The sequence below is a fragment of the Sphingomonas sp. GCM10030256 genome (genome assembly GCF_042666415.1).
GTDB lineage: Bacteria > Pseudomonadota > Alphaproteobacteria > Sphingomonadales > Sphingomonadaceae > Sphingomicrobium.
On record NZ_JBHTDI010000002.1, the window covers coordinates 15,239 to 33,978 of the forward strand.

At 66.7% G+C, this 18,740-nt stretch carries 17 protein-coding genes and 1 tRNA gene; 6 read left to right on the forward strand and 12 right to left on the reverse strand.

The genetic code is table 11. From position 1 onward, the window contains the following. Window positions 1–37: 37 nt before the first annotated feature. Complete coding sequence (locus tag ACFQPG_RS07855; RefSeq protein ID WP_380811787.1) at window positions 38–571, forward strand: hypothetical protein; 534 nt, start codon at window positions 38–40, stop codon at window positions 569–571. 88 nt (window positions 572–659) lie between these two features. On the opposite strand, the gene ACFQPG_RS07860 is transcribed toward ACFQPG_RS07855, so the two are convergent. The 5 genes from ACFQPG_RS07860 to ACFQPG_RS07880 all read right to left on the reverse strand — a co-directional run bounded on the left by ACFQPG_RS07860 (window position 660) and on the right by ACFQPG_RS07880 (window position 4,712). After that, window positions 660–1,100, reverse strand: coding sequence for a DUF411 domain-containing protein (locus ACFQPG_RS07860; protein ID WP_380811789.1), 441 nt, complete (start codon window positions 1,098–1,100; stop codon window positions 660–662). A 36-nt stretch (window positions 1,101–1,136) separates the two neighbouring features. After that, window positions 1,137–2,150, reverse strand: a complete 1,014-nt coding sequence (locus ACFQPG_RS07865) for a polyprenyl synthetase family protein (RefSeq protein ID WP_380811791.1) — start codon at window positions 2,148–2,150, stop codon at window positions 1,137–1,139. A gap of 59 nt (window positions 2,151–2,209) precedes the next feature. After that, a complete protein-coding gene (locus ACFQPG_RS07870; RefSeq protein WP_380813079.1) occupies window positions 2,210–3,520 on the reverse strand; it encodes an ATP-binding protein in 1,311 nt (436 codons plus the stop codon). A gap of 95 nt (window positions 3,521–3,615) precedes the next feature. Further along, a complete protein-coding gene (locus ACFQPG_RS07875; protein WP_380811793.1) occupies window positions 3,616–4,281 on the reverse strand; it encodes a response regulator transcription factor in 666 nt (221 codons plus the stop codon). Between the two features lie 134 nt (window positions 4,282–4,415). Further along, window positions 4,416–4,712 carry a hypothetical protein gene (locus tag ACFQPG_RS07880; protein WP_380811795.1) on the reverse strand — a complete coding sequence of 99 codons (297 nt, stop codon included), beginning with the start codon at window positions 4,710–4,712 and terminating at the stop codon, window positions 4,416–4,418. A 122-nt stretch (window positions 4,713–4,834) separates the two neighbouring features. Between ACFQPG_RS07880 and ACFQPG_RS07885 the strand changes: the two genes are divergently transcribed. Beyond that, window positions 4,835–6,733: an ABC-F family ATP-binding cassette domain-containing protein gene (locus ACFQPG_RS07885; RefSeq protein ID WP_380811797.1), complete on the forward strand. Its 1,899-nt coding sequence runs from the start codon at window positions 4,835–4,837 to the stop codon at window positions 6,731–6,733. Between the two features lie 33 nt (window positions 6,734–6,766). Here the strand turns inward: ACFQPG_RS07885 and prsR are convergent, their stop codons facing one another. The 5 genes from prsR to ACFQPG_RS07910 all read right to left on the reverse strand — a co-directional run bounded on the left by prsR (window position 6,767) and on the right by ACFQPG_RS07910 (window position 13,177). Then, window positions 6,767–8,143: a PEP-CTERM-box response regulator transcription factor gene (gene prsR, locus ACFQPG_RS07890; RefSeq protein ID WP_380811799.1), complete on the reverse strand. Its 1,377-nt coding sequence runs from the start codon at window positions 8,141–8,143 to the stop codon at window positions 6,767–6,769. Then, entirely contained in the window at window positions 8,140–10,200 is a 2,061-nt protein-coding gene (prsK, locus tag ACFQPG_RS07895) for an XrtA/PEP-CTERM system histidine kinase PrsK (protein WP_380811801.1), read from the reverse strand. Before prsK ends, prsR begins: the two co-directional genes overlap by 4 nt. 180 nt (window positions 10,201–10,380) lie before the next feature. Further along, window positions 10,381–11,691 carry an amidohydrolase gene (locus tag ACFQPG_RS07900; RefSeq protein ID WP_380811803.1) on the reverse strand — a complete coding sequence of 437 codons (1,311 nt, stop codon included), beginning with the start codon at window positions 11,689–11,691 and terminating at the stop codon, window positions 10,381–10,383. A 59-nt stretch (window positions 11,692–11,750) separates the two neighbouring features. Further along, complete coding sequence (locus ACFQPG_RS07905) at window positions 11,751–12,374, reverse strand: DUF4893 domain-containing protein (protein WP_380811805.1); 624 nt, start codon at window positions 12,372–12,374, stop codon at window positions 11,751–11,753. 17 nt (window positions 12,375–12,391) lie between these two features. Further along, window positions 12,392–13,177: a 3-hydroxybutyrate dehydrogenase gene (locus ACFQPG_RS07910; protein ID WP_380811807.1), complete on the reverse strand. Its 786-nt coding sequence runs from the start codon at window positions 13,175–13,177 to the stop codon at window positions 12,392–12,394. A gap of 121 nt (window positions 13,178–13,298) precedes the next feature. On the opposite strand from ACFQPG_RS07910, the gene ACFQPG_RS07915 reads away from it, so the two are divergent. Next, entirely contained in the window at window positions 13,299–14,183 is an 885-nt protein-coding gene (locus tag ACFQPG_RS07915; RefSeq protein ID WP_380811809.1) for a neutral zinc metallopeptidase, read from the forward strand. Between the two features lie 38 nt (window positions 14,184–14,221). Here ACFQPG_RS07915 and ACFQPG_RS07920 read toward each other — a convergent pair whose 3' ends face one another. Together ACFQPG_RS07920 and ACFQPG_RS07925 are read right to left on the reverse strand one after the other, a co-directional pair. Next, entirely contained in the window at window positions 14,222–15,208 is a 987-nt protein-coding gene (locus ACFQPG_RS07920) for an NADP-dependent oxidoreductase (protein WP_380811811.1), read from the reverse strand. Window positions 15,209–15,325: 117 nt separating this feature from the next. Then, a complete protein-coding gene (locus tag ACFQPG_RS07925) occupies window positions 15,326–16,549 on the reverse strand; it encodes a DUF2171 domain-containing protein (protein WP_380811813.1) in 1,224 nt (407 codons plus the stop codon). Window positions 16,550–16,742: 193 nt separating this feature from the next. Here ACFQPG_RS07925 and ACFQPG_RS07930 point away from each other — a divergent pair. From ACFQPG_RS07930 to ACFQPG_RS07940, 3 genes are all read left to right on the forward strand, one after another. Next, window positions 16,743–16,818: transfer RNA gene (locus tag ACFQPG_RS07930), tRNA-Ala, on the forward strand. An 83-nt stretch (window positions 16,819–16,901) separates the two neighbouring features. Further along, window positions 16,902–17,792 carry an iron-containing redox enzyme family protein gene (locus ACFQPG_RS07935; RefSeq protein ID WP_380811815.1) on the forward strand — a complete coding sequence of 297 codons (891 nt, stop codon included), beginning with the start codon at window positions 16,902–16,904 and terminating at the stop codon, window positions 17,790–17,792. A gap of 4 nt (window positions 17,793–17,796) precedes the next feature. Beyond that, window positions 17,797–18,732 carry a methyltransferase gene (locus ACFQPG_RS07940; RefSeq protein WP_380811817.1) on the forward strand — a complete coding sequence of 312 codons (936 nt, stop codon included), beginning with the start codon at window positions 17,797–17,799 and terminating at the stop codon, window positions 18,730–18,732. Window positions 18,733–18,740 lie beyond the last annotated feature (8 nt).

Consider the following 18,740-nt stretch of genomic DNA (forward strand, 5'->3'; position numbering starts at 1 on the left):
ATGCACAGCGCGCCCCTACAGCCACAGGGGGCAGAAGGTGAGATTTTGGCGGATCGGTGCGTGTGCGCTGCTGTCGTCATTCGCGGCGCAAGCCGAAGCCGTAAGCACGATTTATGCAAAAGTCGGTGCGTGGGAGATTTCAGCGGAGCCACCGCGCTGCATCATGCAAGGCTTCTTCGGTGCCAAGGACGGGAAGAAAGTTGATGGCCTCACGATCCTCTATGCTGCCGACAAAGAGGGGGTCTTGCTGGTTTGGTCCAATAACTGGATGACGTATCTGCCCACCAAAGGCGAACTGGAGGTGGGGCTCGTTTTTGGGAAAGACGGCACGTCCGTCGATACTTCTTGGGGAAGCAGTCAGCTTCGCTACGAAAAAGTTGGCAACGATTACCTGTTCAGTCGCCCTTTCAAGGATGCAATGGAGGCTGAAAAGTTTCTTCGTGATCTGGCTGAAAGCCAGGTCATGGGACTAACTTTGGGTGGCACGTTGCTTGCCAGCTTCAAACTCAATGCCTCAGAAGCAATCACGAAGCTGCGTGAGTGTTCGTTGAGCGGTAGCAGCGTGCGGTGAAGCAACCGTTGCTGCCACAGCGTCGAACATCTGCTTTGGGTCGAAAGTGGGCGATGGAGAACAGCCAAAGCCGCTCGCGTCAGACCCCTTAGTGCCGCGCGAACACGGACGCCTTGCCGTTGGTGCCGATCAGCATGGTTGCATAAGGTTCGCGGTGGTTGCCGTGCTCCATGCCGGGCGAGCCCATCGGCATACCGGCAACGGCGATGCCGCGCGCGCTGGGCTTCTGCGCCAGCAGGCGCTTAATGTCGGCGGCGGGGACATGGCCTTCGATGACATAGCCGCCGATTGTCGTGGTGTGGCAACTGGCCACATTCGCGGGCACCTTCAGCCGCTGCTTGACCGCCACCATGTCGTCGGTGGCGACGGTCTTCACCGTGAAGCCGTGCTTTTCGACATGCTCGACCCACTTGCCGCAGCAGCCGCAGCTCGGGGACTTGTACATGGTCATGGTCGCAGCGTGAGCGGCCGCACCGACCGTGAGGGCGGCAAAGGCGATGGCGCCGAAAAGCGTTTTGCGGATGGTCATGACCCTCTCCCTTAAAGGAAATTCCTGCAGGTCCGATTAATAGGCTCGTGCCACCGCGAACTCGACCGCTTCGGTGAGCGCCGCTTTCGCCTTGCCGGCCGGGAAGGGGGCGAGGGCGTCGAGGGCCCGGCGGGCGTATTGGCGGGCGCGTTCGAGCGTGTCGGCGAGGGCCCCGGTGTCGCGCATCAGGACGATGGCGTGGGCGAGGTCCTCGTCCGCGACGCGGTCGCCGCCGATGGCCGAGCGCCAGAAGCTGCGGTCCTCGCTGCTGCCGCGGGCGTAGGCGAGGATTACCGGGAGCGTCATCTTGCCGTCGCGGAAGTCGTCACCGAGGCCCTTGCCCATCGTTTCGGCGTCGCTGGTGTAGTCGATCGCATCGTCGACCAGCTGGAAGGCGATGCCAAGGTTCTTGCCGTAGCTTTCCAACGCCAACTCCGCTTCCTCGCCGGCCTCCGCCACCACCGGCGCGATGCGGCAAGCGGCGGCGAACAGAGCAGCGGTCTTGGCCTGGATGATGCGGAGATACTTGTCCTCGTCGGTGCCGACCTGGCGCTGGGCGGTGAGTTGCTCAACCTCGCCTTCGGCAATGACGGCGCTGGCGTGGCTGAGGATCTTCAGCACCTTGAGGCTGCCGTCCTCGACCATCAGCTCGAACGAGCGCGAGAAGAGGAAGTCGCCAACGAGGACGCTCGCCGGATTGCCCCAGATGAGGTTGGCGGCGCGTTTGCCCCGCCGCATGCTGCTGCCATCGACAACGTCGTCATGCAGCAGGGTGGCGGTGTGGATGAACTCCACCGCGGCCGCGAGCTTGTGGTGGCGGGTGCCGGGATAGTCGAGGAGGGCGGCGCAGGCGAGCGTCAGCATCGGCCGCATGCGCTTGCCGCCGCCGGCGATCAGGTGACCCGCGAGCTCCGGGATCAGCGCCACTTCCGACTGCATGCGGTCGAGGATGATGGCATTGACGCCGTTCATCGCCGCGGCGGTGAGCTGCAGCATCGGGTCGAGCGACGGCGGGCGATTGGAGTGGAGCGGAGTGATGGTGGCGGTCACCGGCGCGGGTTAGGCCGGGTTGGGGGTCGGGGCAAGCGCCACGCGCCCGCGAGCGCGGCTTAACCCGACGGCAGCGTCAATCGCGCCAGCAGTCCCCCCAGATCCTCGCTCTCTTCCAGCGTGATCCGACCGCCGTAGATTTCCGCCACGTCGCGCACGATGGCGAGGCCGAGGCCCGTGCCCGGCTTGCCCGTCGTGTCGAGGCGCTTGCCGCGCGTGAAGAGTTCATTGCGCTGCTCTTCGGCGATGCCGGGGCCGTCGTCCTCGACGATGATATCGACCATCGGTGCTCGGTCTTCCACCGTCACGAACACGCGCCCATGACCGTATTTGGCGGCGTTCTCGACAAGGTTGCCGAGCATTTCGTCGAGGTCCTGGCGCTCCACGCGGACCTCGGCCTGCTTGTCGCCGGCGATGTCCACGGTGGCATGCTCGTACAGGCGGTCGACGGCGCGCTGCACGGCTTCGAGGCTGTCCCACACGCTGGCACGGGCTTGGGCGGAAGCGCGGCGACCGATGGCGCGGGCGCGGGCGAGGTGATGGTCGACCTGGCGGCGCATCACCGCGGCCTCGCGGCAGACGGTGGTGTCGAGGTCGGGATCGCGTGCGGTGGCGGCGTTGGTGAGAACGGTGAGTGGTGTCTTCAGCGCGTGGGCGAGGTTGCCGGCGTGGCGGCGGGCTTCCTCCGCCTGCGCTTCGTTGTGAGCCAGCAGCTGGTTGATCTCGTCGGTCAGCGGGCGGATCTCGTCGGGGAAATCGTCGGGAATGCGAGTTTTGCCCCCGGAGCGGATGGCGACCACTTCCTTGCGGACGCGGCGCAGCGGCCACAGGCCGTAGAGCGTCTGAAGCGCGGCCATGATGACGAGGCCGAGGCCCAGCAGCGCGAAGCTCCAGATGAGGACGGAACGAAGCTCGCGGATCTGGGCGTCGATGATCTCGCGGGTCTGGGCCACCTGGAAGCGCCAGCGCACTTCCGATCCCGGCAGGACGACGTCCCGCTCGATGACCCGCAGCGGTTCCTCCTGGAACTCGCCGCTGTCGTAGAAGCGCGGTTCGATCAGGTTGGGGGCGGGGCGCACCGCGAGCCGGCGGTCCCACAGCGAGCGCGAGGGAAAGGCGTCGGCACCTTCGCCGGAAATCTGGAAGTAGAGGCCGGAGTAAGGCTCAAGGAAGCGCTGGTCGGCGGGCGCGCGGGTGAAGCGGACCTCGCCGTCCGGCCCGATCTCCGAACTGGCCAGGAGCGCGTTCTTGAGCAGATAGTCGAGCTGCGAATCGAAGTTGCGGACGATGCTGGTGGTCAGCACCCGGTCGAGCGCGAGGCCGCCCGCGAACAGCAGGACGCTGATCCAGATTGCGGCGACGACGATCATGCGCCGCGTAAGGGAACCGGTACCGCGAACCCGCGCGGTCGGCGGCGATGCCGCGGTGCCCGCAGCCGCGGCGGGCGCGGCTACAGGCTCGGCATTCACGCGGCGACATCCTCCAGGCTGTAGCCGAGACCCCGAATGGTGGTGATCACGTCAGGGCCAAGCTTCTTGCGGATGCGGGTGACGAACACCTCGATGGTATTCGAGTCGCGGTCGAAGTCCTGGTCGTAGATATGCTCGATCAGCTCGGTGCGGCTGACCACCTTGCCCTTGTGGTGCATGAGGTAGCTGAGCAGCTTGTACTCCTGCGCGGTAAGCTTCACCGGCTCACCCGCCTTGGTCACCTTGCCCGAGCGGGTGTCGAGGCGGATGTCTCCGGCGATCAGTTCGCTGCTGGCGTTGCCCGACGCCCGGCGGATCAGCGCGCGGAGGCGGGCGATCAGTTCCTCGGTCTGGAACGGCTTGGCGAGGTAATCGTCGGCGCCGGCGTCCAGGCCGGCAACCTTGTCCGACCAGCTGTCGCGTGCGGTGAGGACCAGCACCGGCATGCGCTTGCCCTCCTTGCGCCAGCGGTCCAGCACGGTCAGCCCGTCGACTTCGGGCAGGCCCAGGTCGAGGACCACCGCATCGTAGTTTTCGGTTGAGCCGAGGTAGTGGCCGTCCTCGCCATCCGTGGCGAGGTCGACGGCATAGCCGGCGCCTTCCAGGGTCGAGCGGAGCTGCCGCCCAAGCGAAGGTTCATCCTCGACGATCAGCACGCGCATGCAAGTTTCCCTCTTCGTTCAGCTAGCCAAACACGTGCGAAGCTGAACGGTTGCTTGGCCGGAACGAAGTTGGGGTGGCGCAAGGAGCGGATCAAGGATGTCGGCGTTGGCGCTCGCCGTCGACCGGGACAGGCTCAGCGGTCGCCCGAGCGCCCCAGAATCCGGCCGGTCGCCGCGTCTACATCGACCCAGATCACCCGGCCACGGTTCATGAATTTCAGCCGATAGGTACGGCCGTTGAATTCAGGGCCGAGATAATCGGCATCGCCCATGAACGGCATGACCCGCCGCTCGATCTGCGGGAGGGGCATGGAGCGGCCCTCACGCAGCGCCTGCAGCGCCCGGTCCTGGTCGCGCGGACGGTCGGCCAGCGCAGGGGTGGCGAGCAGGCCTGCGCCAATGGCGGCGGCAAGAAGGGGACGGAACATCATTTGCAAAGCAACTCTCTGACGCCGTGATTAGCACAATGCATTGAATATCTTATGAACCGCAGAGCAGAAGTGCGTTCATGTGGCGGTGACGCAACGCCTTCGCTTCGCTAGAGAGCCGCGCCATGGCGGCACCAATCCTTAGTTATGAAGGTCTAGGCCTGATCCAGGGCGAAGGCTGGCTGTTCCGCGGGCTGGACGTCCATATCGGCCCGCGCGACCGGCTGGCGCTGATCGGCCGCAACGGTGCTGGCAAGACGACATTGCTGAAATGTCTCGCCGGGCTGATCGACACGGACGAGGGGCGGCGGACGCTGGTTCCGGGGCGCAGGGTGGTTCTGCTGGAGCAGGATCCGGCGATGGGAGCCTATCGCACGCTGGAAGAGTGGGTGCTGGCCGGCAAGGACGCGCCTGCGGCTCACGAAGCGGCGGCGATTGCGACCCAGCTCGGCATCGACCTGACCCGCGAGACGGCGACGGCCAGCGGCGGGGAGCGGCGGCGGGCGGCGATCGTCAGGGCACTGGCGCAGGAGCCGGACGTGCTGCTGCTGGACGAGCCGACCAACCACCTTGACCTTGCGGCCATCGATTGGCTGGAAGATTGGCTCAATCGCTTCAGCGGCGCTTTCGTTGTGATCAGCCATGACCGGACGTTCCTCACCCGGTTGACCAAGAGCTGCCTGTGGCTCGACCGCGGGAAGATGCGGCGGGCGGAGATCGGCTTCGGCGGCTTTGATGCCTGGACGGAGCGAGTCTATGACGAGGAAGCGCGGGCGGCGGAGAAGCTGGATGCCAAGCTGAAGCTGGAGCTTCATTGGCTGCAGCGGGGAGTCACTGCAAGGCGGCGGCGCAACCAGGGGCGGCTGGCCAAGCTCAACGAGATGCGGGCCACGCGGGCAGCGATGATCGGCGGGCCGGGCGTAGCGAAGCTTGGGCTGGCGCGGGATGACGTGAAGACCAAAACGGTCATCGACGCGGAGTGGGTGACCAAGCGCTTCGCTTCCAAGCCGTTCGTGTCGAGCGAAGTCGAGACACCTGCCGCGAGCACTGAGCAGCGTCCCTCGACTTCGCTCGGGACGAACGGAGAGCGTGGGGAGAGCCCGAACCGCACCATCATCAAGGACTTCACCCTGCGGGTGCAGCGCGGCGATCGGATCGGGATCGTCGGCGCGAACGGCGCGGGGAAGACCACCCTGCTGAAGCTGCTGACCGGCGAGATCCAGCCGGACGAGGGGCGGATCACGCAGGCAAAGACACTGTCCGGCATCGTGATCGACCAGCAGCGCAAGCTGATGTCGCCGGACAAGCGCGTGCGGGACGTGCTGGCGGACGGCGGCGACTGGATCGAGGTGCGCGGGGCCAAGAAGCACATCAAGGGCTATCTCAAGGAGTTCCTGTTCGATCCGTCGCTGACCGACGCGCCGGTGGGGTCGCTGTCCGGTGGGGAGCGGTCGCGGCTGCTGCTGGCACGGGAGTTCGCCCGCGACGCCAACCTGCTGGTGCTGGACGAGCCGACCAACGACCTCGACCTAGAGACGCTCGACCTCTTGCAGGAGGTGATCGCCGACTACGAGGGCACGGTGCTGATCGTCAGCCACGACCGCGATTTCCTGGACCGCACGGTGACGATCACGCTGGGGCTGGACGGCTCGGGCAAGGTGGATGTGGTTGCCGGCGGCTATGAGGATTGGGCTAAGCGGCGGGCGAGTTCCACGACGAAGACAGGGGCCAAAGCGGCTGGCGCCGCTCCTGGACCCCGGCCATCGGGTGCCCCTTCGTCGGGGAACAGGAAGCTGAGTTTCAAGGATCAGCGCGACCTGGATCGCTTGCCGGGCGAGATCGAGAAGATCGAGGCGGCCATTGAGGCGGACGAGGCCGCGCTCCACGACCCAGACCTCTTCACCCGCGATCGCGCGAAGTTCGAGCGCTTGATGAAGCACGTCGCCAAGCTGCGCGAGGAGAAGGACGCTGCGGAGATGCGATGGCTGGAAGTGGCGGAGATGGCCGAGGGGCTGGGGCGGTAGTGGTGGTCAACTGCATCGGTCGGAGCCAGTCACTTACCCCCCCAAACGATACTGCTTCAACAAATCATACAACGTCGGCCGGCTGATCCCGAGCAGCTTGGCGGCGCTGCTGATGTTGTGTTCGGTGCGGATGAGGGCCTGATGGATGGCGCGGCGGTCAGCGACCTCGCGGGCGGCGCGGAGGTTGATGGCAGCGGGTTCTTCTTCTTCGGCTGAGCCGGGGAGGTCGAGGTCGCTGGCGGCGACCAGCTTGCCGTCGGCCATGATGACGGCGCGCTTGAGGCGATTTTCGAGCTCTCGGACGTTGCCGGGCCAGGGATGGGCGTCGATCGCAGCGACCGCGTCGGGGGCCAGGCCGGTCACCCGTGGATTCATCTCGCGGGCGAAGCGGGTGGTGAAGTGCCGCGCGAGCAGCACCGCGTCGCCGGGACGCTCCGCGAGGCTGGGGATCTTCACCACGATCTCGGCCAGGCGGTAGTATAGGTCCTCTCGGAAGCGCCCGTCGGCGGTCATCGCGTCGAGATCCTGATGGGTGGCGCAGACGATCCGGGTGTCCACGGCGATCGGTGCCCGGCCGCCGATGCGCTCGATAACGCGCTCCTGGAGGAAGCGGAGCAGCTTGACCTGAAGGGGCAATGGGATGTCGCCGACCTCGTCGAGGAACAGGGTGCCCCCCTGCGCCAGCTCGATCTTGCCGGGGGTGGTCTTGACCGCGCCGGTGAAGGCGCCGCGTTCGTAGCCGAACAGCTCGGCTTCGAGCAGGTTCTCAGGGATAGCGGCGCAGTTGATGGCGACGAACTCGCCGTTGCGGCGCGGGCTCTTGTCGTGGACCGCGCGCGCAAGCAATTCCTTGCCGGTGCCGCTGGCACCGAGCAGCATGACCGACACGTCGGCGCTGGCGACGCGCTCGATCAGCCGGGCGACCTTGAGCATTTCGGGACTCGCCGAGATGATGGAGCCGAGCACGGTCGAGCCTGGTCCCGCGGCTTCGCCCAGGCGGCGGTTCTCTTCCTCGATGCCGTGGAGGTGGAAGGCGCGGGCGACGATCAGGCCGAGGTCGTCGATATCGACCGGCTTGCGGTAGAAGTCGTAGGCTCCGAGCGCGATCGCGTGGAGGGCGCTTTCCCGGGCGCCGTGGCCAGAGGCGACGATGACCTTGGTGTCCGGTTTGAGCGAGAGGATTTCGGTCAAGGTCGCGAACCCTTCGGTGATGCCGTCCGGGTCGGGCGGAAGGCCGAGGTCGAGGGTCACTACCGCCGGCTCGTGCAGGCGCACCGCGTCGACCGCCGAGGCTCGGTCGCCGGCGATGACCACGCGGTAACCGTCGTAGGCCCATTTGAGCTGACGCTGGAGCCCCTCGTCATCCTCGACAATGAGCAGGACGGGGAGGCTGGTTGCGGTGTCGGTCATGCGCTTTTCCTGAAGGAGCTGGCGGACGCTGCGGGAAGCTGAAGGGTAAAGCGGCTGCCTTGCCCGGGGCGGCTTTCGACGGTCAGGCGGCCGCCCATCGAGGCGATCAGCGAGCGGGCTTCGAACGCGCCGATGCCGAAACCGTTGGGCTTGGTCGAGGCGAACGGCTGGAACAAGCGGCTGCGGACGAATTCGGCGTCCATGCCGGTGCCCTTGTCGACGATCTCCACGGTCACCTGACGATCGGCGGGAACGACGCGGACGACGACCGGTTCGGTGAGCGGGCTGGCCTCGACCGCGTTCTGCAGCAGGTGACCGATCGCCTGTTCCAGCGCAACGGCGTCGCCGAGGATCTGGGCCGAGGTGTCGCCGATCAGCCGCACGTCGTGACCGCGGCGGTTGGCGGCGATCGCGCCCGAAAGGACGGAGCGGAGCGAAAACGCAGCCGCGGCCTGGAACGGCTGTGCGGTGCCCTGCGGAGCGAGCCGGGCGAGCAGGTCGTTCATCTTGCCCACCGAGGCCTTGAGCGTGGCGATCATGTCGGCGCGGAACTCGGGATTGTCGGCGTGGCGCTCGGCGTTGCGGGTCAGCAGGGACAACTGACTGACGAGGTTTTTCACGTCGTGAAGGATGAAAGCGAAGCGGCGGTTGAATTCCTCGAATCGTTGCGCGTTCATGAGCGCCTGCTGGCCATGCGCTTCGGCGAGGATGGAGGCGGCCTGGCGACCCGCGGTGCGGAGCAGGTCGAAATCCTCCCAGTCGAGCGCGCGGCGCAGTTCCGGGGCGGCAAGCAGCACCACCCCGGCCAGGCGGCCGTTGTGGATCAGGGGAATCCCGGCCCAGAGCCGGTCTTCTGCCAGCAGCGACGGAGGGATTGGAACGAGCAGGTCGCGCTCGCTGCCCCAGCGGTTGCGGTGGGCGTCGAGCTCGACAATGCGTCCGTCCGCTTCGAGCGAGCCCCATAGAGGATCGAGGTCGGACAATGAGGGCAGGCGCTCGGCCCAGTTCCAGCAGGCGGCATGATCCAGCCGGCCGCTTTCATCGGGGGCGATCAACAGCCCGGCGGGTGCATCGACGATGTCGGCGAAGGCCTTGACCACCCGCTCGCCCAGGGGAGGCGCGTCGCTCGCCGAGCGGCCGAGGGTGTCAGCGAAGCGGAGCCACTCGCTGCGGTAATCGTAGCGATGCTCGAACAGATGCTTGGCGAGCTTAACCTTGGTCCAGCTGCGCGCGCGGGCGCTGGGCAGCAGGACCATGGCGGCCACGGTCATGGCGGCGAGGACGGCGATCGTGAGACCCTGCGCCCAATTCGATTCGGTGCCGCGCAGGGCGGTGGCGAGGATCGCCATGACCGCGAAGTAGGAGCAGATGGCGAGCAGGGAGAGGGATTGGAAAGTGGCGGCGCGGGAGAGCTTGATGCGCCACCCTCCGGCGCCCTGGCCGCCCATGGCGAACAAGGGAGCGGACAGCGCCACCGCCGCCCCGCGCCACTCGGACAGGCTGCGGGCAAGGGATGGGTCGAGGTAGGCGACGGTGTAAAGGTTGAGGTCGTAGGTCCACGTCCAGGCCAGTGCGACCATGGCGAGGCGGATGGAGGTGCGGCTGGCCGGGGCGGCCTGGCCGTAGAGGTTGTGGACCAGCACCAGTGCACCGGCAGCGGCCGTGATCCGCAGGACGATGGCGGTGCCGGCGAGCATTGCCATATCGTCGACCAGCAGCGGGAGCAGGTCGACGATGAACTGCAGGCCGAGCACGCCCGCGACCGCGCCATAGACGAGGCGGACGCCATGCTGCCGCGCGCCCTCGTCCCGGCCGGTGATCGCCAAGGCGTGGAGCAGGCCGACCCAGACGAGATTGCGCGCGGTTTCGGCATGGCTGGCAAGCAGGCTGGCGGGATCGACGGCGGTCAACCAGGCCCAGACGGCGGTCAGCAACAATCCGGCGAGCAGCAGCCCTTGTCCCGCCGCGCGGACGCCGGAGCGAAGCTGCCACAAGAGCAGGGTCGCGAAGAGCACCGCGGCAAGCGCATGGCTCCAGAAGGGGAGGAGGCCGCTCACGCGGGGGGCAGTGTCAAGCGGGCCGACATGGCTGGCAGTGTCGGAGGAATTTACAAAGATTAGGTGAAGGGCAGGGCATCGTCATTCCCGCGCAGGCGGGAATCCATCTGCTGATCTTCCCACCTCAGAAACCTGCGGGAGGTGGACCCCCGCTTTCGCGGGAGTGACGGAAACCTAAGGCTAGCCCTTCTTCAGCACATCCATGGCAGCAAGGGTCATCGCCTCGGTGGCCGTGGAGATCACCGCCTCGGCGTCAGGCGCCCAGTAGGGGCTGTGCAGCGAGGGGAGCCTGGAGGCGTCACCCTTGGCTTCGTCCCACTTGGCCTTGGGGGTGCCGCCGACCCAGAAGATAAGGCTCTGGATGCTTTTATCGGCCAGCCAGAAGCGGCTGAAATCCTCGCCGCCCATGACTGCCGGGGTCTTGGTCACCCGCTGCGGTCCGAACGCCTCGCCGAACAGGGCCAGCGCGCGGGTGCTGATCGCTTCCGTGTTGAAGGTGGAGGGGGTGTACATCTCCTCGCGAACCGTAACGACCGGCATCCGATCGTCGGGCATTCCCGCGGCTATCGCCTCCCCGCGGGCGATCCGGCGGATGCCGTCGAGCAGCAGCTTGCGGACTTCCGGTGTGTAGCTGCGCACCGTCAGCTGCAGGCGGGCCTCGTCCGAGATGATGTTGTGCTTGGCCCCGGCCTGGAAGCTGCCGACGGTGACCACCGCCGGATCGGCGGGGTTGTTCTCCCGGCTGACCAGCGTTTGCAGGGTGGTGACGATCCGGCTGGCCAGGACGATCGGGTCTTTCGTGGTCTGCGGGTAGGCGCCGTGGCCGCCGACGCCTTTCACCGTGATGTCGACGCTGTCGACGTTGGCCAGTGCGTAGCCGGGAGTCACGCCGATCACCCCGGCCGGAAGAGCCGCGGCGTCATGAAACGCAAGTGCCACCGCCGGCTTGGGGAAGCGCGTGTAAAGGCCATCGTCGAGCATCGCCTTGGCGCCTTCGCCGGTTTCCTCACCCGGCTGCAGGATCATCACCAAAGTGCCGGACCACTGACCCTTCGAGGCCGCAAGGCGCCGCGCAGCGCCGAGCCAGGCAGTCATGTGCGTGTCGTGCCCGCACGCGTGCATCACTCCGGTCTCAACGCCGGAGCGCGCGGTGGCTCGGACCTTTGAGGCGAATGGCAGCCCGGTTTGCTCGACCACCGGCAGGCCGTCCATGTCGGCGCGGATCAGCAGCACGGGCCCCGGCCCATTCTCCATCACCGCGACGACGCCGGTCTTGCCGACTCTCTCGGTGACCTTGAAGCCGAGCTTGCGCGCCTCGGCGGCGAGCTTGGCCGGGGAGCGGACCTCCTGCATCGACAGCTCGGGGTTGGCGTGGAGATCGCGATAGAGCGCCATCAGCTGCGGCATGTCGGCCGCAACTGCTTCGCGGACGGTGGAGGCGGATGGGGGTGTCGCGACAACCGCGGCTGCGGCGAGGAGGAGCATTTTCATGGGTTGACGTTGTACGCTCAGGACAGCGCTGGTCCAGTGTCTTGGATCCGGCGAAGGATTTAGCGCGCCGGAACGATCTCCAGCACATCGACCACGCTTTCGAAACGCGGGTAGGGCATGACCAGGCGCCAGCGGTTCGGGCCGATCCTCTCGAGATGGCCGGCGATGTCGCGCTCGGCGTCGGCACCGTAGCGCATGGCGCGCGACTCGTCGCCGAGGACCAGGGTGCCAAGGAAGATCTGGCGTAGCTGGTCGTTGGGGAACAGCAGGCCGACCTGGCGCTGCGATCCACTGAGCTTTGCGAACCCCTGGAGGTCATGTTCCTGCCTAACCCGGCAGGAGAAGGGTTGGTAGGCGACGTACTCGAGCAGGCCGGGCGACCTGGCGCCCAGCTTGATCGTCCGGCAGCGATAGCTCCCGTTGGGAATGGCAGGATTGGGGAGCGCCGAATCGGGTTGCAGCAAGGCGCCCTCGGCGGCGATCGCAGGACCATGACCGGCTGCGTTTGCGGCCCTCAGCGCACGGGTCCAGGCGGTCCGCCAATCGCGCAGCCGCTCGCGGTCATCGCTGGTCGCGACCTGTCGCCAGTCGCGGAGATCGGGTGCGATGACCGACGGCCGAGGTGCGATCGTGCTGCAGCCGCCAATGGGCAGGAGGGCAGCGGCGACAAGAAGCGCGCGCATAGCCTTCGCCAGCGGGCTCACTGTGCCGTCCATCCACCATCCATGCTGAGATTGGCTCCGGTAATCGAGCCAGCTTCCGGCCGGCACAGGAACAGCGCCAGCGCCGCGACCTCGACCGGCTCGACGAAGCGCTTGGTCGGCTGGGCAGAGAGGAGGACATCGTTCATCACCTGCTCCTCCGTCATGTTGCGCGCCTTCATCGTGTCCGGGATCTGCTTCTCGACCAGTGGTGTCCAGACGTAGCCTGGGGATATGCAATTGACGGTGATGCCGTCCCTTGCGGTTTCCAGCGCAACCGCCTTGGTGAAGCCGGCGACGCCGTGCTTGGCAGCGACATAGGGCGCCTTGTTGGGCGAGGCGACCAGGCTATGGGCGCTGGCCGTGTTGATGATCCGGCCCCAGCCTTTCTGGCGCATCGACGGAATGCAGAGGCGGCTGGTGTGGAACACGGCAGAAAGATTCACCGCCAGGATTGCGTCCCACTTCTCCGGCGGGAAATCGTCCACTGGGGCGACATGCTGGATGCCCGCATTGTTGACCAGGATGGATGGGCTGCCGAGTTCGTCGGTGCACCGGGCGATCATGGCGTCGATCGCCTCGCGATCGGACAGGTCGGCGTCGCTGTAGCCCGCAAGGTCGCCGCTCAGCTTGGTCATTTCCTCGCGCAGCGTGTCGATCTCATCCTTGTCGCCGAAGCCGTTCAGCATCACCCGAGCACCCTCCGCGGCGAGGGTGCGGGCGATCGCAAGGCCGATGCCTGACGTGGAACCGGTAACCAGCGCGACCTTGTCCGTGAGCAGCATGAGCGACCTTTCGTGATTGGAACGGCACCGGATTGCCGCCTCGCTACGCTGCTCGCGACGACCAGTGCAACCGTTACGGCTCCCGAAGCATTTGGCTAGCAACAAACAGGAAGGGCCTGGCATGCGTCTTGGTGGCGGCAACGACGACGACTTTATCGACCGGACCGGACAGTCTGGCGGCGGTTCGATGCTTGGCGGCGGCGGGTTGGGCCTGTTGTTGCCGCTGATCGCCAGCCGCTTCGGCATTGTCGGCATTCTGGTCCTGCTGCTCGGCTATTGCGCCCTGTCCAGCCTGGGCGGCGGCGGAAGCATCCTGGGCGGCGGATCGGGCGCGCAGCAGGAGGCTGGCGGGAAGTCACGGCTGAACCCGGAGACTGCGAGCTTCCTGCAGGCGGTACTGTCCAGCACAGACGGAGTGTGGACCGCAGCTTTTCGCCAGAGCGGAGCAACCTACCGCGAACCGGAACTGGTCGCTTACAGGGGCGGCACGTCGACGGCTTGCGGGGCTGGCCAGGCGGCGATGGGACCGTTCTACTGTCCGGGGGACGCACGCATTTACATCGACCCGGAGTTCTTCAACGAGCTTGAAACCCGCTTCGCTGCAGCGGGCGATTTCGCCAAGGCGTATGTGATCGCGCACGAGGTCGGCCACCACGTCCAGAACCTTGAGGGCACTCTCGACCGCGCAAGCAGGGCGCAGGCTAGCGCCGGTCGGGCGGCGGGCAATCAGATCCAGGTCGGGGTGGAGCTCCAGGCCGACTGCTATGCGGGCGTATGGGCCGCCAATGCCAAGGCGCCAGACGGATCGAGGGCACTGGAGCCCGGCGACATCGAGGAAGGCATGCGTGCGGCCGAGGCGATCGGCGACGATACCCTGCAGCGGCAAACGCAGGGCCGGGTGGTGCCGGAGAGCTTCACCCACGGTTCCTCGGCGCAGCGTCAGGAAGCGTTGCAGCGTGGCCTGACGACGGGCAATCCGGCCTCATGCAACTATAACCGGGTGTAGCGCTCGGGTCCCCACCCGGCTCTCGCCCGCGATGAAGCTTAGAGCTTCACCAGCATCTTGCCGGTGTTGGCTCCGGTGAACAGGCCAAGGAAGGCGTCAGGAGTGTTCTCCAGCCCGCCAACAACCGTATCGCGGCTCTTGACCTGCCCGCTTGCGACCAGCGCGCCCATGTCGGCGAAGAACTCGCCCATGCGGGGCAGGTAGTCGGTGTAGATGAAGCCTTTGAGCATGATCCGCATCGCGATCACCCGCATGATGTAGCGGAAGCACATCGGCTCGGCGGCGTTGTAGCCCTCGATCATGCCGCAGATGGCGAAACGCGCGTCCTTGCGGGCGTGGGCCAGCGCCGCATCGAGATGGTCGCCGCCGACATTGTCAAAGTAAACGTCGATCCCCTTGGGCGCGGCCTCGGCCAGGCTTTTCACCAGCGGACCAGCCTTGTAGTCGATCACCGCGTCGGCCCCGAGGGAGCGGACGAAATCACACTTGGCGGGTCCCCCGGCCGAGCCAATCACCGTCATGCCCTTGGCCTTGGCGATCTGCACCACCGCTGATCCGACCGCACCCGCCGCCGCGGAGACGAAGACGATGTCGCCTTGCCTTGCCTGCGCGGCATCGAGCAGTCCGAAATAAGCGGTGCCGCCCGTCAGGCCGAGGTTGCCGAGGAAAGCCTGCGGCTCGACGCCCAGTTGCGGCAGCTTGTTCAGCGCGGTTGCGGGGAGCACTGCTTCATCGCGCCAGCCGGCCATGTGCAGCACCAGGTCGCCGGCAGCGAAGCCCTCCGCCCGGCTATCCACCACTTCGCCGACCGCTCCCCCCTCGAGCGGCTCGCCGACCTGGAACGGCGGAACATAGCTTTTCACGTCGTTCATCCGGCCGCGCATGTAAGGGTCGACCGACAGCCAGCGATTGCGGACGTGGACCTGCCCGTCTTCGAGCCGTGGCACGGGTGCGTCGCGAAGCTCGAAATTATCGGCAGTCGGCATGCCGTTCGGACGGCTCCTGAGGGTCCAGGCGCGGGGCATATCGGGTCTCCTTCGCGACGCCCTTACCGCCATTCCTGCGAACGCCGTAAGGAAAAAGCCCGACCGCCAGGGCGAGCGGCCGGGCTTCTCTTCGGCGCGGGATGGTGCGCCGGGACCTCAGGACTGTTCGGGCTTGCGCTCGTAGGTACCCGAGAAGCTGCGGTTCAGGTCGGTGCGGCCCTCGTCGCGGTCGCTTCCGCTGTCACGGTCGTCGTCCCGCGAGCCGCCGAACAGGCCGCTCATGATCCCGCCGGAGGAACGCTCATGATCCTCCTCGCGCTGGAGCTGCTGCCGGACCTGCTCCGCAGGTTGGCTGAGGATGACCTTGTCGCCTTCGACCTGCTCGAGCAGGCTGCAGGTGAAGGAGCGGTGGACGCCGCCCGCTTCGGGATCCTTGCGGTTCAGGATGACCTTGTCGCCACGGACCTTGTCGACTGTGCCGATTCGCTGCTGGTCGGAGCCGAGAACCTCCATGTCCTCGCGGATCGACTGCAGCATCTGCCGCTTGGTCTGCCGCTGCTGGCGCCAGCCGTGGAACTCGCTCTCGAACTTCGACTGATGCTCGCGGCGATATTCGTCATAGTCGCGGTCGAGTTCGCTCATCTGCCGCTGCCGCCACTCGCTATAGTGCGGATCGGTAGGGTGTCCGCCGAAGGAGTGGCTGTGGCTCGAGCGCTGGGAGTCCTCGTCGCCCCAGCCGCCGATGGCATAGCGGCTGCCCTGGCCGACGCCGCGGTTGCGGTCACGATCCTGGTCCTGGCTGAATTCCTGCCGGCCGTATTGCGAACGGCTGAAATCCTGGCCGCCCATGCCTGAGCGGTAGCTGCGTTCGCCGCCGCGGCCGTAATCGCCGGTCATCGGCCGGTAGTCGTCGTCGCGATCGAACCGGCTGCCGTAGCGATCCTGGTCGCGGCCGCCAAATCCGGAGCGGCTCGGGGGCGGTCCATAGCGGTCCTGACCACCGCGGCCGAAGCCGCCGCTTTCGCCGGAGCCGCGGTAGCCGCCGCCATATTCCTGCGGGCGGTCGCGATCCATCCGGGACGACTGGCCTCCGCTGAACATTGCGCTGCTACGGTCGCGGTGCGAGCCGCGCTGGGCGTCGGCATGCCGGCCCTCGTCAGGGTAACCGCGGGCACCGTAGCTCGCGCCGGGAGGGCCGCGGCGATTGTCTGGGTGGCGATCGTCGTCCTCGTCGCCGAACCAGCTCCTCACCTCGTCCGCCGCGCGTTCGAAAAACCCGCGATCGCCGTCGTCGTCGCCGCGCGGTCCGCGCCGCCGCTCATCGTCGTCACGCCAGCGACCGCGATTGTCGCCGCGGTTCTCATAACGATCGTACGCCATGGTCTGTCCTCCAAAGGGTTCATCGCAAGCGGCAGGGTGGCTGCCGATCGATGTGCGGAAAGAACGACCAAGCCGAACCCCCGTTCCGAAGGGGGAGGCGGGTGGAGACAAGGGAAGGGTGAGCGGAAAAGGACGGGGAAAGCAGCGTTGCGCAGCGACCAAAGCGCCGCTAAGGAGCGCCCGTCCGGTAGGCGGGGCTGTAGCTCAGATGGGAGAGCGCTGCAATCGCACTGCAGAGGTCAGGGGTTCGATTCCCCTCAGCTCCACCAGCCGCCGGCCTACTGACATCTTTGTAGGGAACATTCCCGTTCAGCCATCGCTTGAACGTCTGACTTGCAAGTTGGACGACATCATGGCGACGCGCTTCCGTGCCCCCGGACCGGGGCACTCCCAATTCCTGAACGAAGGTTTCCAGCAGGCTCTTGCGCACTGGAACCGTGAGCGGCTGGAGCCCGGGTTTCCCGGTGCCGCTGCCAGTCCCGCGATCGACCGCGACGCGCGAATGGCCCGGCTGGAGATTGGCTTCCTGGAAGAATTGCGCAGTGAGGTCGTGGCGGAGGCGGCGGCAGCGCCGACCGATGCCGCCGGCTTCATTGCCTGGTTCGAACAGTTGGAGGAGACCGGCCCGGGGCAGCACGATCCCCTGTTCCACTGGATCGCCAAGGAGGCGAGCCTGGAGCAGTTGTGCTGGTACCTGACGCAGGAAGCGGCCGGCGAGGCCGGGTTCGACGATCTGGTCGCACTGACCCAGGTCCGGTTGCCCGAGCGCGCCAAGCTTGAACTCGCGCGCAATTATTGGGACGAGATGGGTCGCGGCAACCCCAAGGGCATGCATGGGCCGATGCTCCACTACGTGGTGGAATCGCTGGGCCTGGAGCCGCAGATCGAAACCACGGTCTGGGAGAGCCTGGCACTGGCCAACGCGATGACCGCCATGGCTGCGAACCGCAACTATGCATGGCATTCGGTTGGAGCACTGGGCGCAATCGAACTGACCGCTCCGGCGCGCTCGGCGGCGGTGGCAAGCGGTATGCGGCGGCTCGGCCTCGAAGCCCGGCAGCGGCGCTACTTCGATCTCCATGCGGTGCTCGACGTCAAGCATAGCGAGGAATGGAACAAGGAGGCCATAACCCCCCTGGTCCACGAAGATCCGCGGCGGGCTACGGCGATCGCGGAGGGCGCGCTGATGCGGCTGAAGTGCGGCGAGCGCTGCTTTGAGCGATACCGGCGCGAGCTCTGGTGAGGGCATGGCGGGGGAGGACAACGCTACGGCCCTGCTGGCCGAACTGCTGAAGCTGCTCGACGAGGACGGCTACAGCTTCACCGCGATCACCCCAGCCACGCACGCCCGCGTGCTGGAGCGGCGAAGGGGCGAACTCGCCGGCGACCTGCGGGACGTGCTCGGATGGAGCATGGAGTTCGAGCGCGGGCTGCTGTCGGGACCGATCCTGACCCTGCTGGAGGAAAGCGACAGCATCGAGCAGGGCGACACCGGTCTGCGGAGCAAGCTCCGGGTGGCGGAGTTGGGCGGGCGCTTGTTCCTGCACTCGGCTTACCCGACGAGCGGAGACCAAGCGGTGTTCTTCGGACCCGACACCTACCGCTTCGTGCGGTTCCTCGAGCAGCAGCTCGCCGACGAACCGGTCGACTGCCTGGTGGATTACGGAGCCGGCAGCGGCGCGGGCGGGATCGCTGCGGCGTCTCTCGTCGAGCCGGCGCGGACGGTCCTGCTCGACAGCAACGCGCAGGCGTTGCGGCTGGCGGAGGCCAACGCGCTGGCGGCGGGCGCCTCTGTCGAGCTGGTGCATGGCGATACGCTGGCGGCAGTGGAGGGCGCCATCGACCTCATCATCGCCAACCCGCCGTTCATCGCCGACCCGGCGGGGCGGGAATATCGTGACGGGGGCGGGATCGGCATTGATGTTTCGCTGCAATGGGCGAGGGACAGCGTTGGGCGATTGGCGGAGGGCGGCCGAATGCTGCTTTATACGGGTTCGCCGATCATTGCGGGCGAAGACCAGTTGCTCGGAGGTCTTGCCGAGCTGGTGGACACGGCCGACTGCACGCTGAGCTACCAGGAACTGGACCCGGACATCTTTGGCGAAGAGTTGGAACAGCCCGCATATGCGCATGCGGGTGTGGAGCGGATTGCCGCTGTTGGAGCGGTGATCCGGAAGCCCTGATTCACCGC

Coding starts and splice junctions, on each gene's coding strand:
- ACFQPG_RS07860 (WP_380811789.1), bottom strand. CDS start 1,100: ATGACCATCCGCAAAACGCTTTTCGGCGCCATCGCCTTTGCCGCCCTC.
- ACFQPG_RS07870 (WP_380813079.1), bottom strand. CDS start 3,520: ATGATCGTCGTCGCCGCAATCTGGATCAGCGTCCTGCTGTTCGCGGGC.
- ACFQPG_RS07875 (WP_380811793.1), bottom strand. CDS start 4,281: ATGCGCGTGCTGATCGTCGAGGATGAACCTTCGCTTGGGCGGCAGCTC.
- ACFQPG_RS07880 (WP_380811795.1), bottom strand. CDS start 4,712: ATGATGTTCCGTCCCCTTCTTGCCGCCGCCATTGGCGCAGGCCTGCTC.
- ACFQPG_RS07885 (WP_380811797.1), top strand. CDS start 4,835: ATGGCGGCACCAATCCTTAGTTATGAAGGTCTAGGCCTGATCCAGGGC.
- prsR (WP_380811799.1), bottom strand. CDS start 8,143: ATGACCGACACCGCAACCAGCCTCCCCGTCCTGCTCATTGTCGAGGAT.
- ACFQPG_RS07900 (WP_380811803.1), bottom strand. CDS start 11,691: ATGAAAATGCTCCTCCTCGCCGCAGCCGCGGTTGTCGCGACACCCCCA.
- ACFQPG_RS07905 (WP_380811805.1), bottom strand. CDS start 12,374: ATGCGCGCGCTTCTTGTCGCCGCTGCCCTCCTGCCCATTGGCGGCTGC.
- ACFQPG_RS07910 (WP_380811807.1), bottom strand. CDS start 13,177: ATGCTGCTCACGGACAAGGTCGCGCTGGTTACCGGTTCCACGTCAGGC.
- ACFQPG_RS07915 (WP_380811809.1), top strand. CDS start 13,299: ATGCGTCTTGGTGGCGGCAACGACGACGACTTTATCGACCGGACCGGA.
- ACFQPG_RS07920 (WP_380811811.1), bottom strand. CDS start 15,208: ATGCCCCGCGCCTGGACCCTCAGGAGCCGTCCGAACGGCATGCCGACT.
- ACFQPG_RS07925 (WP_380811813.1), bottom strand. CDS start 16,549: ATGGCGTACGATCGTTATGAGAACCGCGGCGACAATCGCGGTCGCTGG.
- ACFQPG_RS07935 (WP_380811815.1), top strand. CDS start 16,902: ATGGCGACGCGCTTCCGTGCCCCCGGACCGGGGCACTCCCAATTCCTG.
- ACFQPG_RS07940 (WP_380811817.1), top strand. CDS start 17,797: ATGGCGGGGGAGGACAACGCTACGGCCCTGCTGGCCGAACTGCTGAAG.